Source organism: Pseudocolwellia sp. G5-9, from assembly GCF_055808995.1.
Genome location: NZ_CM147893.1, coordinates 1,629,666 through 1,645,667 on the forward strand (window position 1 = coordinate 1,629,666; position 16,002 = coordinate 1,645,667).

Annotated in this window: 12 protein-coding genes; 3 read left to right on the top strand and 9 right to left on the bottom strand. The window is 35.4% G+C overall.

Annotation, left to right across the window (positions count from 1 at the left end; translation table 11 throughout):
• Window positions 1–215: 215 nt before the first annotated feature.
• From AC0L5Q_RS07090 to AC0L5Q_RS07100, 3 genes are read right to left on the bottom strand one after another with little or no spacing between them, the layout of a single operon-like run.
• Window positions 216–1,430, bottom strand: a complete 1,215-nt coding sequence (locus tag AC0L5Q_RS07090) for a glycoside hydrolase family 117 protein (RefSeq protein ID WP_473616427.1) — start codon at window positions 1,428–1,430, stop codon at window positions 216–218.
• 34 nt (window positions 1,431–1,464) lie between these two features.
• Window positions 1,465–3,165 carry a sodium:solute symporter family protein gene (locus tag AC0L5Q_RS07095; protein ID WP_473616431.1) on the bottom strand — a complete coding sequence of 567 codons (1,701 nt, stop codon included), beginning with the start codon at window positions 3,163–3,165 and terminating at the stop codon, window positions 1,465–1,467.
• Between the two features lie 60 nt (window positions 3,166–3,225).
• Window positions 3,226–4,500, bottom strand: coding sequence for a family 16 glycosylhydrolase (locus AC0L5Q_RS07100; RefSeq protein WP_473616434.1), 1,275 nt, complete (start codon window positions 4,498–4,500; stop codon window positions 3,226–3,228).
• A 478-nt stretch (window positions 4,501–4,978) separates the two neighbouring features.
• On the opposite strand from AC0L5Q_RS07100, the gene AC0L5Q_RS07105 reads away from it, so the two are divergent.
• Window positions 4,979–5,464, top strand: a complete 486-nt coding sequence (locus tag AC0L5Q_RS07105; RefSeq protein WP_473616438.1) for a hypothetical protein — start codon at window positions 4,979–4,981, stop codon at window positions 5,462–5,464.
• A 111-nt stretch (window positions 5,465–5,575) separates the two neighbouring features.
• Here AC0L5Q_RS07105 and AC0L5Q_RS07110 read toward each other — a convergent pair whose 3' ends face one another.
• The gene (locus AC0L5Q_RS07110) at window positions 5,576–6,571 is read right to left on the bottom strand and encodes a response regulator (protein WP_473616441.1); all 996 of its coding nucleotides are present in this window, start codon (window positions 6,569–6,571) and stop codon (window positions 5,576–5,578) included.
• A complete protein-coding gene (locus AC0L5Q_RS07115) occupies window positions 6,561–9,914 on the bottom strand; it encodes an MHYT domain-containing protein (RefSeq protein ID WP_473616446.1) in 3,354 nt (1,117 codons plus the stop codon). The genes AC0L5Q_RS07110 and AC0L5Q_RS07115 overlap by 11 nt, the downstream gene beginning before the upstream one ends.
• Window positions 9,915–10,234: 320 nt before the next feature.
• Here AC0L5Q_RS07115 and AC0L5Q_RS07120 point away from each other — a divergent pair, with 320 nt between their 5' ends.
• Window positions 10,235–10,702 (top strand): Lrp/AsnC family transcriptional regulator, encoded by a 468-nt coding sequence (locus AC0L5Q_RS07120; protein ID WP_076421007.1) that lies wholly within the window; start codon window positions 10,235–10,237, stop codon window positions 10,700–10,702.
• 121 nt (window positions 10,703–10,823) lie between these two features.
• Here AC0L5Q_RS07120 and AC0L5Q_RS07125 read toward each other — a convergent pair whose 3' ends face one another.
• The 4 genes from AC0L5Q_RS07125 to AC0L5Q_RS07140 form a co-directional block, all read right to left on the bottom strand.
• Complete coding sequence (locus tag AC0L5Q_RS07125; protein WP_473616453.1) at window positions 10,824–12,212, bottom strand: DUF3300 domain-containing protein; 1,389 nt, start codon at window positions 12,210–12,212, stop codon at window positions 10,824–10,826.
• Between the two features lie 82 nt (window positions 12,213–12,294).
• Window positions 12,295–13,692 carry an ATP-binding protein gene (locus AC0L5Q_RS07130; RefSeq protein ID WP_473616457.1) on the bottom strand — a complete coding sequence of 466 codons (1,398 nt, stop codon included), beginning with the start codon at window positions 13,690–13,692 and terminating at the stop codon, window positions 12,295–12,297.
• A gap of 70 nt (window positions 13,693–13,762) precedes the next feature.
• Complete coding sequence (locus tag AC0L5Q_RS07135; RefSeq protein WP_473616460.1) at window positions 13,763–14,440, bottom strand: response regulator transcription factor; 678 nt, start codon at window positions 14,438–14,440, stop codon at window positions 13,763–13,765.
• Window positions 14,441–14,454: 14 nt separating this feature from the next.
• Window positions 14,455–14,754, bottom strand: coding sequence for a PepSY domain-containing protein (locus AC0L5Q_RS07140; RefSeq protein ID WP_473616464.1), 300 nt, complete (start codon window positions 14,752–14,754; stop codon window positions 14,455–14,457).
• Window positions 14,755–15,017: 263 nt separating this feature from the next.
• Here AC0L5Q_RS07140 and AC0L5Q_RS07145 point away from each other — a divergent pair, with 263 nt between their 5' ends.
• Window positions 15,018–15,908: a choice-of-anchor H family protein gene (locus AC0L5Q_RS07145; protein ID WP_473616468.1), complete on the top strand. Its 891-nt coding sequence runs from the start codon at window positions 15,018–15,020 to the stop codon at window positions 15,906–15,908.
• Window positions 15,909–16,002 lie beyond the last annotated feature (94 nt).

Here is a 16,002-nt window from a genome sequence, read left to right on the forward strand (position 1 = left end):
AGAATAAAAGTTAATCTTTATATTACCGTTAATCTTCAACTTTATTTTATCCGTTACAATAAAGGTTAAGCTTATAAATTTATTAAGAATATTTTGTTAAAGAGTTTCCCCCTTCAAATTTAACTCGAAGATAATGGTGTAATTTAAAGCTCAAATTACACCATAAGTACATACGATAAATATAGGAACTAGCTCCTACAATAACAAAATAAGTGTTAGCTATTTTTACTTTTTAGAGCGATACGCTGTGCTTCTTGACTTCGTTGTTGACGAATTTCTTCACTTAAGCCTTGCGCAAAGAATACACTAGGATCATGAATAACATCAGTATTATTCGCTACTTTTGAACGTGGCATTTTGTTCTGTAAATCACAATCAAAACGCCCTAAAAAGCTAAATTTATTCTTAACAGCTTTATGATCACAAAAATGAGATAGACCCCAAGTAAAGCCTTGTCCTTCACCTTCACTAGTAAAAATATCAGGTATATAAGGGCCAGCTCCCACTGGCATTAACGATGTAACCGCTGCTATATCAAAATTTACACCGTCTTCAGAATATTGAATGGTGTTCGCCTCAATTCCATTACGAATAGCAAAAGCAGCAATGCCTTTACCAAAACGAAACATAGTGGTTTCATGACCAGAGTTGAGTATTGGATTTAATGGATGCTTGGTATATGGCCCAAGAGGATCATCAGCAATAGCTAATCCATTACCCACCAGGTAATCAGGTCGAACGCCTAAAGCCGCTTTGTAATAAACATAAATTTGATCGTTTACTACCATAGGATATGGCCCATGAACTGAATACTGATCCCAATCGCCTTCAGGTCCATTACCAACAACGATATGGCCACATGGTGTCCAAGGTCCGTCTGGCGAATCAGCATAAGACACAGTTACTGGACAATTGTCTCCCTTAGTTCCACTGGCTTCTTCAAACGCTTGGTAATATAAATAATACTTCCCTTTCCATATTAAAATGTCTGGTGTGCAAACCGCTCGCCATCCTAATGCTGGTTTTTTAGGGCGAGGCACTGCAACACCTTGTTCTTGCCAAGTAAAGCCATCTTCACTTGTTGCATACCACACTTCACTTAAATCCCAATCCATTGATGGTATTTCATCAGTACATAGATCAGCTCCTTGTGGAGGTGAAATAGTGTCGCGCTTGGTATACCAAATATAATAACGGCCATTTTCACAGATGATTTTTGAAGGATCACGACGTGAAATTTTTCCATCTCTATCACCGTAATCAAAGCCTTCAATTTCAGTATATTTAAAGCTCGTAAATAACGGGTTATCTTCTGGCCTAGGCGTTGGGTATTTACTGTAAAGGCGCTCCATTGCTTGACTTAAATCACGTTCAGGCCGAGTTGGGGGCAAGTGCCAAGGAAAACCTTCGGTGTCATATTTACTCTTCATAAAATCCTCTAAGAATTCAATTTAATTTAATTTTTTAAATAATTTGATCGGTATTTTGTTGATCAATTGAAATTGGCTTTTCACGGCAAACATAAAAGATTATTGCCCCCAATGCCAAAATAATAGCCCCCATGATCGCAACAACTAGTTGTCCTTTATCAGCTATAATCGCTAGTGATAACATAATTGCGCCAATTGCCGTGATCCCAAAACCAATCACTTTAATACCTTTAGCATTATCTGATTGATGTTGTTCATTTGAAACGAATTCCGCAGCTGCGGTTCTCACTTCTGTTGCTTCAATATAGGCTTGATACAATGGAGCTTGTTTTTTACGAGCACGTAAAATAAGTTCAAAAACAGCTAAAATAACCATAGGTAAACCAACACCTAACATCATTTCTTGAGCACGATCTAACGATAATGATAATAATGTAGGGCTGACAAATTTAAAGAAGCCATTCACGGCTAATGACACTATAGTTGTGGTTAAAATGCTCGTACCTGTTTGATAGCGTGAGAACAATAACCAAATGGGTGGTAAAAACAGTGCTCCACCGGTTAATGCTGCCATAGTCATTACAACCTCAACCACGCCTCCCATGTAAGGGACTAATAGGGCTACAACAATAGTAACAACACCTAATACCCCTGTAGCAATACGCCCTACTTTAACTAATGTTTTTTGAGATGCATCAGGTTTGAAGCGCTTAAAAATATCATTAGTAATAACACCTGCGGCAATATTTAATGAGGTATTTATAGAACTAGAGGTAGCAAAGATCATCGCCCCTAACATTAGACCTAACATTCCAATAGGCAATACTTCTTTACTCATTAATAAGTAAGCGCCTTCATTTTCAAAGCCTGCTAATTCAGGATTTAACGCACGATAAATCATTGGTGCAATCATCCAAATTACAGGGCTAATTAAGTATAAACCGCCAAACAACCAACCCACTTTTTTAGCGTCTTTAGGCTTAGAAACACTAGTAAAACGTTGAATATAAGCCCAGTTTCCCGCAATAAAAAATAGGTTGTATAAACCAAATGCAACAATAAAGCTCCACGAGTATTCGCTATTCGTCAGGTTGAAAAAACCTTCAGGTGCTTTATCAATAAAATTACTAATGCCGCCTATTTTATCTAACGATAACGGAACAACGATTAACACGGCAGCCGTTAACACTACAAACTGTAAAATATCGGTAACAATTACAGCCCATAATCCACCAATAGCGGTATACAATAAAATGAGCAAACCTAGTGCAACAATTGTATATTCAATTGATAATCCGGTAGAAACTTCCACAATCTTAGCCACTGGGTACAAAAAAGCACCTGTTGAAAAACTCGCTATGGCTAAAAATATATAGGTATATACTTTTTGTACCTTGATACCCAATCGATCTTTAATAAACTCAGCAGCAGTTAATACTCTCGTTTTTTGCCATTTAGGCGCAATATAAAAGCCAATAATGAGGCCAGCAATACACATGGTCCATTGAATAGTGACAGCCACCCAACCATGTTTATAAGCAATTGAGCCCCAAACAACAAAAGTGCCTGCCGAGAAGAAGCTCATAAATAACGATAAGCCGCTCATCCACCAAGGCAGTGCTCCACCAGCAGAAAAAAAGCTTTTCATATTTTTACCTGAGCTTGAAAAGCTTAAACCACAACCAACAACTAACAAGGTGAATAGTAAAATGACACTTAGATCAATGATATTCATCGTTTACATCCTAATATATTGTTAAAAAAAGTACTTCCATCGTGAAATATAATTAGGACACTAAGGTTTTTTGGTGTAATAACGCACCCAATCAATCGCCATACTCGTACCATCAATATCATCAGTAACAGGGCCAGCAATAGCGGCTTTTAAAATAGCTAAGCTAAATAACATAGTCGTTTCACTGAAACAAACATCGTTACGCATAGTGTGATAAAGTTTTCCATCAAAATAGAATTTAAAATAATCTTCATCCCAAGCTATACCATAAGTATGATATTCCTCTGAAAAGTCGGCAACATTTGCAGAATCATAATTAGCAATTTCAACCCATTCATTACCATTGTGATATTCAATTACATAATCACTGATCAAATTACGGTATAAACCTTTAGATGGACCCGACTCTTGTAACCAGCCATTGATAAATTGCACCGCTCCTATGTTTTTTTCTGCATTCCAGTTAAGCTCTATAAATTTATCGCCATGCTTATCAGATACCCAGCGAGTGTCTATGCGATCATCAATAGCATATTTTTCTTCAGACACTAATCGCTTATATATACCGTTAGTAGCTAAGGTCATATCTTTGGCTAAAGCATGGTTTGTTAATGTTTTTACTTGCTCTTCATCAAAAGCTTCAGGGTAACCTGAGGCAGAAGGAGCAAAGACTCTAAACTCATTAATATGAATAGATGCTGGATTTTGTGAACGTAAACGAATTCTTTTAGTTTTTATAGGTTTTGCTAAAACAATTGTGTGATCTGGTTGACCAATTAAAGTATGGTGCAATTGATTATCTGAGTGACTAACACGGCCATTAGGCAAGGTATAAGTATCAGTCCAATTATGAACATTGGTATTCATTATATTAGGGTAGTGGCCTTCATTAATATCCACTTCACAGGCTTTTTCACCTTCGCTAACCCCTTGTTTAGGCCAAAACCAAAAAGAGTTATTGGTACCGTAAGCGCCAGCGTATTTATAACGAGCTTCAAAATAACCATAATGAAATGCACGTTTTGACCAAACATTTCCTGTTGTCCATTCTTGTCCGCCACGACTTTCTTTTTTACTCATTAAATGCAAAACACCGTCTTTTACAATAGCGTTATCTCGCCAGCGACTACTTAGCACCCATGCGTTTTCTGTAGGTCCATTTTGAGATATCCAATTACGGTCTAATTGCTTATTAGGATAATTAAATTCATCACTCCAATTTAACTGCCATTGACTTAAATCTATCGCGTTGTCATTTGCTAATGATGTTTTAGATAATGATAATATAAATACCAATACCGTAATAACATTGCGCATTACAATCTTTTTTTCCATGTTGACACCTATTAATTTCACTGTATTTAGCCGTATATACGTTTGAGTTAATAGGTAATGTTATCAATGAAAATAAGTGACACTTATTTTTTATGTATTAAATAACCTCAGATCGGGATAAGCCATGTTACTCAACAAGCTATTTTTATGCCTAACTTCGTTGAATTTGTTACTAATAGCCAGCTATTAGATAGAAAAATCCGCCTTGTTACACACAAAAATATCAATGTTGAGAGATTAATATAGCTTAAGAAAATAACGATACAGATTAAGTTTTGATAAAGAAGGGTTTTAATTCATTCTAACATTCATTAACCCGAGTTGAGGTTAAATAAAATAATGGAAAACGTTAACGATCGACTTTTAATTATTTGCTCAATATGCAACCTTTTATATTTTATTTACGTTAATAGTTATGAAAGCAGCAAACAACCTAAGACTTAATTCCACAAACAAATACAATATAGAAAGGTGTTTTATGAAAATTAAATTAATTTCAATCGCAGCGATTTTAGCTCTTACAACAGGATTTACAGTAAACGCATTTAATACTGACAGCACAGCGACCGACGTTAAAAAATCAGCATTTAAACACGGTCATAAAATGAAACATCATCATAAAGGCAAGCATCACATTAGTGAGATAGTTAACAACTATATGCTAGCGCAAGGTGATATTACACAAGGCGAAATTGACCTTCAAAAAATTGAACGCGAAACAACACGTACTGAATTGAAAGCGATGAAAGAAGCTGGAGATAGTGAAGGGTTAAAGGCTAAAAAAGCTGAATTAAAAGCCAAGTATGAAGCGCGTAAAACAGCAATGAAATCATACATTGATAGCCACGAAGAACTACAAACATTAATTAAAGAAAAGAAGCAAGAGTTTCGTGCTAAAATGAAAGAGCGCCGTAAAGAAAAAGAGAAGCAAGATCAAATGAAACTTCTGAAAGTTAACATTTAATCTGCGCTTACTCACGAGTAAAATGGAGAGTTTCATTTTGCTCGTGAATACTTTTTTATATCACTTTATAATGCTCCGTCTCTCCTTATAATAATTCACAATAAACTCACTTTATTCATCAAGCCATTTTTCTTTAATACTTAATATTTTATCAAGCTCATTTTCTATAACAATAACAAGTTCTGGATCAAAGTGTTTACCGCTTTGATTACGAATATAATCCATGGTTTTTTCTACGGTCCAAGCCTCTTTATATGGGCGCTTACTTGTAAGGGCATCAAACACATCAGCTAAAGCAACAATACGTCCTTCAATAGGTATTTCTTCACCTTTTAATTGATTAGGGTAACCTGTACCATCCCATTTTTCATGATGAGTTAACGACACTATTTTAGCTAAACTTAATAATTCAGAATCAGTTTCACCTAAAATTTCAGCTCCTATTTGAGGGTGTGTTTTCATAATAGAAAACTCTTCATCTGTGAGTTTTCCTGGCTTGAGCATTATACTATCAGCAATGCCTATTTTACCTATATCATGCATAGGAGCCGCATTAAGAATGTTTTCAGAGTGAGCTTTAGATAATCCGTAAGCTAAAGCAATTACTTGAGAATAATGACTCATGCGCATAACATGCATGCCCGTTTCATTATCTTTGTACTCAGCAGCCCGACCTAAACGTTGAATGATTTGCAACCTAGTTCGTCTTAATTCTTCTGCCTGCACTAACGACAAATGTGTTTTTACACGCGCTCTAACTACTGCCGGTGAAACGGGTTTGGTTATATAATCAACCGCTCCTACTTCAAAACCTTTAGCTTCATCTGTATCGTCGTTCAAAGCAGTAACAAAAATAATAGGTATAGACTTTGTTTTATCAATATTTTTAAGCGTAGAGCACACTTCAAAACCTGTCATCCCAGGCATCATAACATCAAGCAAAATAAGATCAGGCTGTTCTTTTTCTGCAAATTTCAGCGCGTCTTCACCGTTTTTAGCAAAAGATAATCTATAACTGTCTTGAAGAATTTGTTGAAGTACTCGTAAATTAGTAGGCTCATCATCTACTACTAATACTTTATACTGATGCTCTTTCTCATTTCTCATTAACAGCTCCATCTTTTTTTACTAGGGTAATTAGTTCCTGTATTAGACTTTTTGCACTTTCATATTCAAAGTCGTTCACCGCGAGTATTAACTTTTGACTTAATTCTTGTATCGATGAGTAAGCTACGTCATTTAAAGTGTTGAGTAAGGCTTCATCAAAACCTTGACGTTCAATCATTTTTTCAAGCTCATAGAGTAAGTTCTGCCACTCTTGTTCGGTTAACTTCACAAGTTTATTTTGTACTAGTGTAATGTTCTCGTCGTTTGGTTTATTGGTAATAAATTCTTTCAAACTTATTAATGTAGCATCAATATCATCAATACATACAATACATGATTTTTCGTCTTTATTATTCGCCGATTGCTCAATACCTGAAAAAAGTCGATGTAACTTAGTTAACGCTAAATTGCCACTTAAGCCTTTAAGTTTATGGCCTTCTTCGGCTAACTTTTTCCATTGTTTATTTTTACATAAGTTTATTAATTGTTGAGTAATATCACCATAATTTTTAACAAATAAGCTAAGCTCTTGAATTAGTCTTTGTTGGGTTCCCCATAATACCTTCCCTTTTTCATAATCAATTAATGCTGAAGGAGATACTTCGTTTACGTTATTTATCTCAGGTTGTTCAAGCTTAATTCCTAATGAATGGGCTAACTCTATATAAACTATATCAATATCGACAGGTTTGCTTGCAAAACCATTCATACCTGCATTTTTAGCTGCGCGTCTATCATCTTCAAGTACGCTAGCAGTTAAAGCAATGATGGGAATATTTGGAATGTTATTACTCGTTTCATATATTCTTCTAGCTCTTGCCGTAGCTAAGCCGTCCATAACGGGCATTTGAATATCCATTAACACAGCATCAAATTCCTCTGCTTCCATCATTTGTAGAGCTTGTTTTCCATCTAAAGCAGAATTCACACTATGGCCATCACGCTGCAGTAGCCTTGTTAGTAATTCAATGTTTTGCACAATATCATCAACAACTAAAATATTTAGTGGGGGTAACTGAATTTTTGTACTAGGTTTAATTAGCACTTTATTTGCTGATGCCTTTAGAGGAATAACAAAGGTAAATGTAGAACCTTTATTTTTTTCACTTGTCGCTGAAAGTGTTCCTCCCATAAGCTCGACTAGTTGCTTACTTATTGTAGTACCTAACCCAGTGCCGCCATAAATACGACTCATAGAAGCATCAGCTTGAGAAAAGGCATCGAATACTTTATTAAGCTGCTCAGGAGACATTCCAATGCCTGTATCTGTTATCGAAAATTCAACTGTATTATCTTCACGTGGTTTTACACATAAGGTGACTTGTCCTTTTGCTGTAAATTTAACAGCATTACCAATTAAATTGGTTAGCACTTGTCGTATTCTGTCTGACGCACCGTGGTAAATAGGAACAAGTTGCGGCGATATATCAAGTGATAGTGCTAAGCCTTTATGTCTTGCTTCTAACCATAAAGTTGATACGACTGTATCTATCTCTTCAATGAGTGAAAAGTCTCTAAATTCGAGTTCAAATTTACCCTTGTCCATTTTGGCACTGTCTAAAATGTCATTCAGTAAATGGAGTAGAGACTTAGCAGATTGATTAATGCTTTTTAAATGCTTAGTGTCTGATGTATCTTTTGCTTCATCTAACATTATGTCGCTAAAGCCAATAATTGCATTCATTGGGGTGCGAATTTCATGACTCATATTGGCCAAAAATGATGTTCTAGCTGCTACCGCTTCTTCTGCTCTATTTTTCTGGTTAACTAACTCTTCTTCCATTTTTTTACGATCAGTAATATCCATAATAAAACCGTCTAACCAATGTTCTTCTTTTGATGGGCTTTGTATATGGCTACCTTGCCCTATCAACCATTTTATAGACCCAAAGCGATCCGTTATACGAAATTCTAAATCGAAGTTATTTTTTTTAAGCGCCATTTTTTTTTCAATTTCAGGTATATCTTCTGGGTACACTAAATCAGAAAAGTAGCGGACAGGGTTAGGTAAAGTAAAGTCCTTGGCAGGGTAACCTGTAATACGTTCAACAGCGTCACTAATAAATATCATCGGTCTTTTTTCAGTAACTACACAACGGTAGGCTATGCCAGGAATGTTAGTAATAAGAGAACGGTATTTTTCTTCATTTTCTTGTCGTTGACGTTCTAAAGATAATCGTTGGCGTATATCCGTTACAAAGGCAATAAAAAAATCATCGTTATCTATTTTTACATGTCCAATGGATAGCCTTACAGCAATTGTTGAGCCGTCTTTATGTAATGCTTCAATATCTCTTTCTACAGCAACGGTTGTTACTTGTTTGGTTTCAATAAATCGCTCAAAGTAGTTTTCATGCTCAGCTTTAAAAATTTCTGGCGCTATAACATACACATGTTTACCAATAAGCGCTTCACTAGACCAACCGAGTAAACGCTCAATTGCTTTATTTGAACTAATCACTCTACCTTGTGAGTCAATTGTAAGGATCCCATCAGCCGCGGTATCCATCATGGCTGTTAATCTAACTTCTCTATCTTTTATAGCTGCAGATATATCTTTGTATTTTAAAAGTATATTAGCGCCTAAAACCAACGCTGTAATAACCAGTGTAGCTACAGTAACTAAAATAGCTAAATACATTGAAATACTGGAAGATTGACTTGAAAGCTCAAACCCTTCAGGGCGAACAAATCTTGCTGCCGCCATACCTGTATAATGCATACCAGCTATAGCAGACCCCATAACAATACTCGCCAAAAGAGATATTTTAGTATCCCCCAAATAGCTATATCGGCTATCGCGTAATCGAGTATAAACCCACAAAGACAGCATAGCTAAAGCTGCAGCAACAACAATAGATAAAGCAAACATAGGTAGGTCGTATCGTAGTAATAATGACATTTCCATAGCAGCCATACCTACATAGTGCATGGTACCTATACCTAAACCCACTAAAGTACCGCTAACCGCTAATTGGCTCCATGTTATTTTAGACCGAGTGATCATATTCAATGTTACCCACGAAGCGAAAACACTAGGCAACATAGAGATTAACGTTAATTGAAACTGATAGTTAACAGGGGTACATAACTGAAAGGCGATCATACCAATAAAGTGCATTGACCAAACACCACCGCCTAAAGCAATACTGCCAATTAACAACATGAATTGACGCCAAAAATCAGAGCGATTATTAGTAGCATGCGAAGCTACATGCATGCCCATAAAAGAAGAAAAAATAGCGATAGCAACAGATAAAACAACCAACCACGGTTTAAAGCTACCAACAATGAGTAAATTATCTGAGGGGTACTGGAAAAGGGCTAAAATAGTATCAAACATACGCTATAAACCTTGATTTACGAAAGACTAATAATTTCATAAAGTTATTTGTTGAGTACTATAATATAAATGAATATAGCCATTAATTTAACGTTTATTTCCTTATATTAAAGCGCACACGCTTATTTAGTATATATTCCCCGCTGTAGTTATTATGTTTTCTAATAAAAATTCGGTATAAATCAATTTTAACGAAAATAATTCAATATAACTCAACCCTCCCCTTTAATTTCTGTATTAAATAAGTATAGTAAACAACACTTAATTTAACTAAGGTAATTTATGTTGCTTTAGTTAACCGCTGCTGAGGTAAATAATTTTTGAAAAAACTAGACGATATAGATTTACGTATTTTAACCCTACTGTATAACGATGCAGACATTAATAATAAAGACTTAGCCGCTAAAATTGGTATTGCCCCTTCTACCTGTTTAGAGCGTGTAAAACGGCTTAAATCAAGCGGTATTATTAAAGGCTCATTTATCGAAGTTAATCTTAAAAGCATTGGTGGTAATATAGAAGCGATAGCAGCTATTCGTTTACAGCCATATTCTGAAGAGATTGTGAACAAACTCCGTGACGATTTACTTCAGCTACCTGAAATAATCAGCTTATATCACATGGGGGGTAACTACGATTATTATATACACATGTCGGTGAGCGATAGCGAGCATTTAAGGCAATTTGTTTTCCAAGAAATCACCTCGCGCGACGAAGTACAAACAGTTGAAACTTCTTTAGTTTTTGAACACAGTAGAAGTTCTGTATTGCCTCAATTTGATGATTAATATTAACTCTCTTCAATGGTTTATTACCTATTTTTACAATAATTAGAAACAAAAAGCGGAATAACTTATCATTTAAATTTAATAAGTTATTCCGCTTTATTTTAGCTATTGACTCTTTCGACTAACGACGTTCGTGATGGCCGCCTCGTGAACGTGATGATTGGCCTGAATTTCTTGAACTTGAATGTGATCTACGTACTTCTGTGCGTTGTGTTCGTTGAGGCTTAGATTGCATTTTTACTGTTGTTTCTCTTTTTACAACTCGATTTGGCTGAGTTTCTTTAAACACAGGTCGTTCTGTTCTGTGTTGAACGGTACTTTCTTTTCTTACTGTTTCTCTATTTTTACTATATGTTTTTTTTTGCTTAACATCTTTTTGTTGTTCTTGCTTTTGTCTCCGATCAGAACCTTTATTTACCACCTGATTTTTTACCGTATTTTTATGTACAACAGCTGCCGATTTATGTGCTGGTAAAATATTACGCGTTTTGAATTTATTTTGTAACGCTTCATGCTTGGTAACTTTATGACTCTTATCTTTATACTTAACAACTTGTTTGTTACTACTTTGGTGAGTTCTATAATCCTTTTTATGAGGATAAAGCTCAGGGCTGTTGTAGTGTTTAGTTACCGTTTTACGAACAACTGGACGATTAGTGCTATAACGTTTATTTACTTCGTTATTACGGTAACTTACACCTCTTCTATGGTGTGGATTATGAACCCAACGATTAGCATAACCACTTCTAACAATACTTCTTTTCGGTGTATAGCGACTCGTATTTCTATGGTTAATAACAACTACATGTCTGTTACTCCAGTGAAAATCACTAAAAAAATAGTTCCACGAAATATGTATCCCACTGTGCCAGCCAAAAGGTCTACGATGCGAATAACTTACGCTATGTCCCCAATCCCAATATATTGGTGGGTTTAATGACCAATGCCAGTTACCGTAAACATATCGCGTATCGTAATAAGGTACGTAAATCACTTCTTTTTGAATAGGTTGAATAATAATATCTTTATCTTCGCGACTTACTTTTACGTTTTCCATTTTGTCTAAGTTACCCGCTTCTTGTGCTTGGTAACGCAAATCTTGAATAGCTTGAAGAACGCTTTCTTCGCTTTGTAAAAAAGCATCGCCTAGTTGCTGAGTCCAGCTTAAATCTTCACTTAAGCGCTTTAATACTGGAGGAAACATAACTAATGCTTTTATCGAAGGCTCCCAGTCTTCACCTTCTAATTTATTTGCTATTTGAGATGCCGATAGATCTTTGTTTTTTGTGATCCAGCGATCCGCTTGAACCACTTCAATGGGGTAAGTAGATGCAATAAGAATATGCGTTAATAAACTGTCAGGATATAGTGCCACAGGTGCTAACATTTGAGCTAGCTGTGCTTGGTTATATTCAGTGTCAGCCGATACTTCTTTAGCACTTAATGTTGTGCTTAATAAACTAAACGTTAAAGTAAAAAATAATCCGATACCTAAAATTAATTTTTTCATTGTTATGTCCTTTAGGGAAAATACATTACATACGCTATATTAGCTAAAGTAAACTGAACGCTTCCTGAACACTAAAATAGATTTAAATAAAAGTAATCACAAATAATGCACCACCTAAGGCTGATGAGTTTTGAATAGTAAGCTCGCCATTATAACTACTCACTAAGTCTCGCACTATGGCTAAACCAATGCCGTGACCTTTATCGTAAGTATCAGCGCGCGTTCCTCGTTCTAAAATCGCTTTCCGTTGTGACTCTTCAATACCTTGCCCATCATCAGCGATGGTAAAACGTAAACAATGAGCATTAAAACTTACGTCAAAATCAATACGCGACTTTGCGGCTTTGCAGGCGTTATCGAGTAAGTTACCTAGTATTTCCATTAAGTCAGCTTCATCACCTTTAAATAAGGCTTTATTTTGTATATTAACGGATATATCTAGCTGCTTATCTCGATATATTTTATTTAGGGTATTTACAAGTTTATCTGTGGTTTGTTGAATATTAACGCCTAAATGCCAAGCTGATTCTCCTGCACTTTGCGCTCTTTTAAGTTGATGCTCTACCATGTTACTGATATTGGTTATTTGCTCTTTAGTTTCTTGTGGTAGTGCCTGTTGGCTTTGAATAACAGCTAAGGGTGTTTTTAAACTATGCGCTAAATCAGACAAAGCATTTCGATACCGTTTGCGCTGATTTTGTTCGGTGCTCAATAAAGTATTTAGCTGCGAGGTCACTTGTTCAAGCTCTAACGGATAAGCTTTTTCAAGGGCGTTTTGTTTTCCTTGTTCAACTTTTTCTAGTTCAGCCGTTAATGTGTTTAATGGTTTTAATGTCCATTTCAGCCAAATAAACTGAGCAATAATAAAAATAACAATCAGTAAAATTAACCATGTCCACAGCTGTTGCTTAAAACCGTTGGTAATTGCAAGAAATTCAGCTTGGTTTTTAAAAATATGTAAAGTCACTGGAAAAGCTTGATCTAATTCACCAAAACTTACACTAATGCTGTAAGCCATATGTGGCTCATTTTCTATCAACATTTCAGTAAATACAAAATCGCCTATTTTAGGTGACGGTAAATGATTGCTAAGGTGAATACCTAATAAGGAGTCTGATTGCCACAAACTTTTTGAAACTCGTTTAAGTTGAGCTTTTTTACTTTTTAAAGTATCTGGATGTATGCTGTTTATTTGTGCGTAAAGACCTGATTGAATCACGTTAAATTGATTTTCAAGTAACATTTCTGGCATGACTAGTTGATTATCTTCAACTTCAGCCACAGAGAATATTGAGTAGCTGTATGCACGCAATTCGTTTTCTAAAGCACTTTGTAATTGATCGTTAAACGCATTACTTAACGTAATACCAATAACGGGTAACATAACTACAACCATAAACATGGCACTTAACATTAAACGTACTTTAAGGGATTGCGTTACCCAATGTTTAAACGAATAAAGTTTATTGAAAAGTTTCAATTTTTCACTTCTCAGGTAGGGTGGAGAAAGTCGTTCGGTTTGACTGTATATTTGAAGTCATAACAATCAACTAATCCGTTAAGGCTTTCATTTTATAACCTTGGCCACGTAATGTTTCAATAAAACCATATTTACCATCAGGATCAAGCTTTTTGCGTAAACGCCTAATAAATACTTCAATCACATTAGAATCTAAGTCGAAGTCTTGATCGTAAATATGTTCGGTTAAAACCGTTTTCGATTTAACCTCATTAATATGCATCATAAGATATTCAAGCAGTTTGTATTCGTAGCTACTTAAACTTACGTCACTACTATCAACACTTACCGACATGCTTTTAGTATTAATACTAATAGGTCCGTTTTCTATTACGGGGCTTGCTTGCCCTACCGAACGCCTAATAAGTGCATTTAAACGTGCTGTTAATTCTTCAGGGTGAAATGGTTTGGTTAAATAGTCGTCTGCGCCGGCATCTAAACCAGCGACTTTGTCTTGCCAACTATCGCGTGCTGTTAAAACAATTATGGGAAAGGTAAATTGTTTATCACGCAAAGATTTAATCACGCTAATGCCATCAATAATAGGTAAACCAATATCGATAATCGCCGCATCGTAAGGATGTTCCATACCTTGGAATAAACCTGACTCACCATCACTTGCAACATCTACTGAATAGTTTTCAAGTATCAACTGCTTTTTTAAATTACTTTGTAATTCCAAATCATCTTCTACTAAAAGTAAGCGCATATTATATCCCTTTACTATTTACCTTTTACTCGGCCTGACTTTGCATCTACCGTAACATTAATAATATGACCATCATCTTTTATCACTTTAACTTTGTATCCTGAACGTCCATCATTTTTAACTTTTAGTACTTTTCCACCCACCCTGCTTTTAACAATACGGGCAGCTTGGCTAGAATTTTGAACTTTATTTTGTTTAGACGACGAACCATCTGCTCTTATAAATGGCACACTATCTCCACCCAACGCAAAAACAGGTAAAGAAGAAAATAAAATAATGGAAATAACCAACACAATGGCTGTAGTGTTTTTCATTGTACTCCTCAAAATCTTTTAGAAAGCTTTGTAACAATCAACTCATAATAACAGTGTAAAAGATTGATCGCCTAACGAGAATCAATAAATTTTCTGTACTCTATATTAACAATAAATAACTGAACCAAAGCTGAACGAATAAAAGCTTTAAAATGTTCAGGTTACGTTCAGATAAAATAGGTTTTAATAGCATCATCAATAACGCTCGGTAGATAAAATTAATGCAACAACATGAGCTTTTAAAACGATTAAGGATATTTGTTATGAATAAAAACCCAATCACATTAAATACACAAGAAAGACCATCACAACAAAAACGTGTACATAAAGTTAATATGTTAAAAGGCATTGCACTTTCACTGGTTGTCTTAGGGTTTCTTGGTTTTACAATTAGCAATGTATCCGCTAACGAATTAAACCAAGCGAGTATTTCATATGGTGGTAAAACAAATCAACTTGACGACGACACGCGTAATTTAGTGATTGCACAAAACGGTCATTCAAAAGTTTATGACCAATTAATAGGTAAAGCTAAAACGAAAACCAGAGCTCAAGTGATCGCTGAAAAACAATCAACACCTGCAACCAAAGCAAAAACCTTTAATGGTATTGAAAAAAGCTTTGCACCTTTCAATACGCGTGTTTATACACCTGAATTTACCGTATACGACGCGACTTCATTTCTAGAAGATGATATTGACGGTGATGGCTATTACCAAACTTTTGGTGTGGTATTTGATGTCGATGTATATAACCCTAATGGTAATGAAAACAGCGTAATCTATGCTGAGCTATACATAAGTTCAGACGGCGTTAACTGGGAACATTACTACACCACTGACGATTTTTTAATTCAAGGAAGTAACGACCAAGATCAGTTTGAAGTGATCACAACATTTGCTGAAGGTTACCGTACTAATCATTACGATATTTTAATTGATATTTACGAAGTTGGCTTTGCCGATATTGTTGCAACGTATAGCTCTGACGATAATAATTCGCTGTATGCATTACCTTTAGAAAGTGCGGAATACGATAGAGTTTATGTTGAAGAAGTTGTGGTGCATGCGGGTAGCAGTTCGATACCTTTCGTACTATTTATTGTATTAATGGCTTTAGTAAGAATAGTAAGAGTTCGATCAAAAACAGCCTAGTAACAAAACTGATTAACAGAATCATTCCCAAAAGCTTTATACAAACATCCCGCTTATTATTTAATAATAAGCGGGATGTTTAATTTTAGCATCA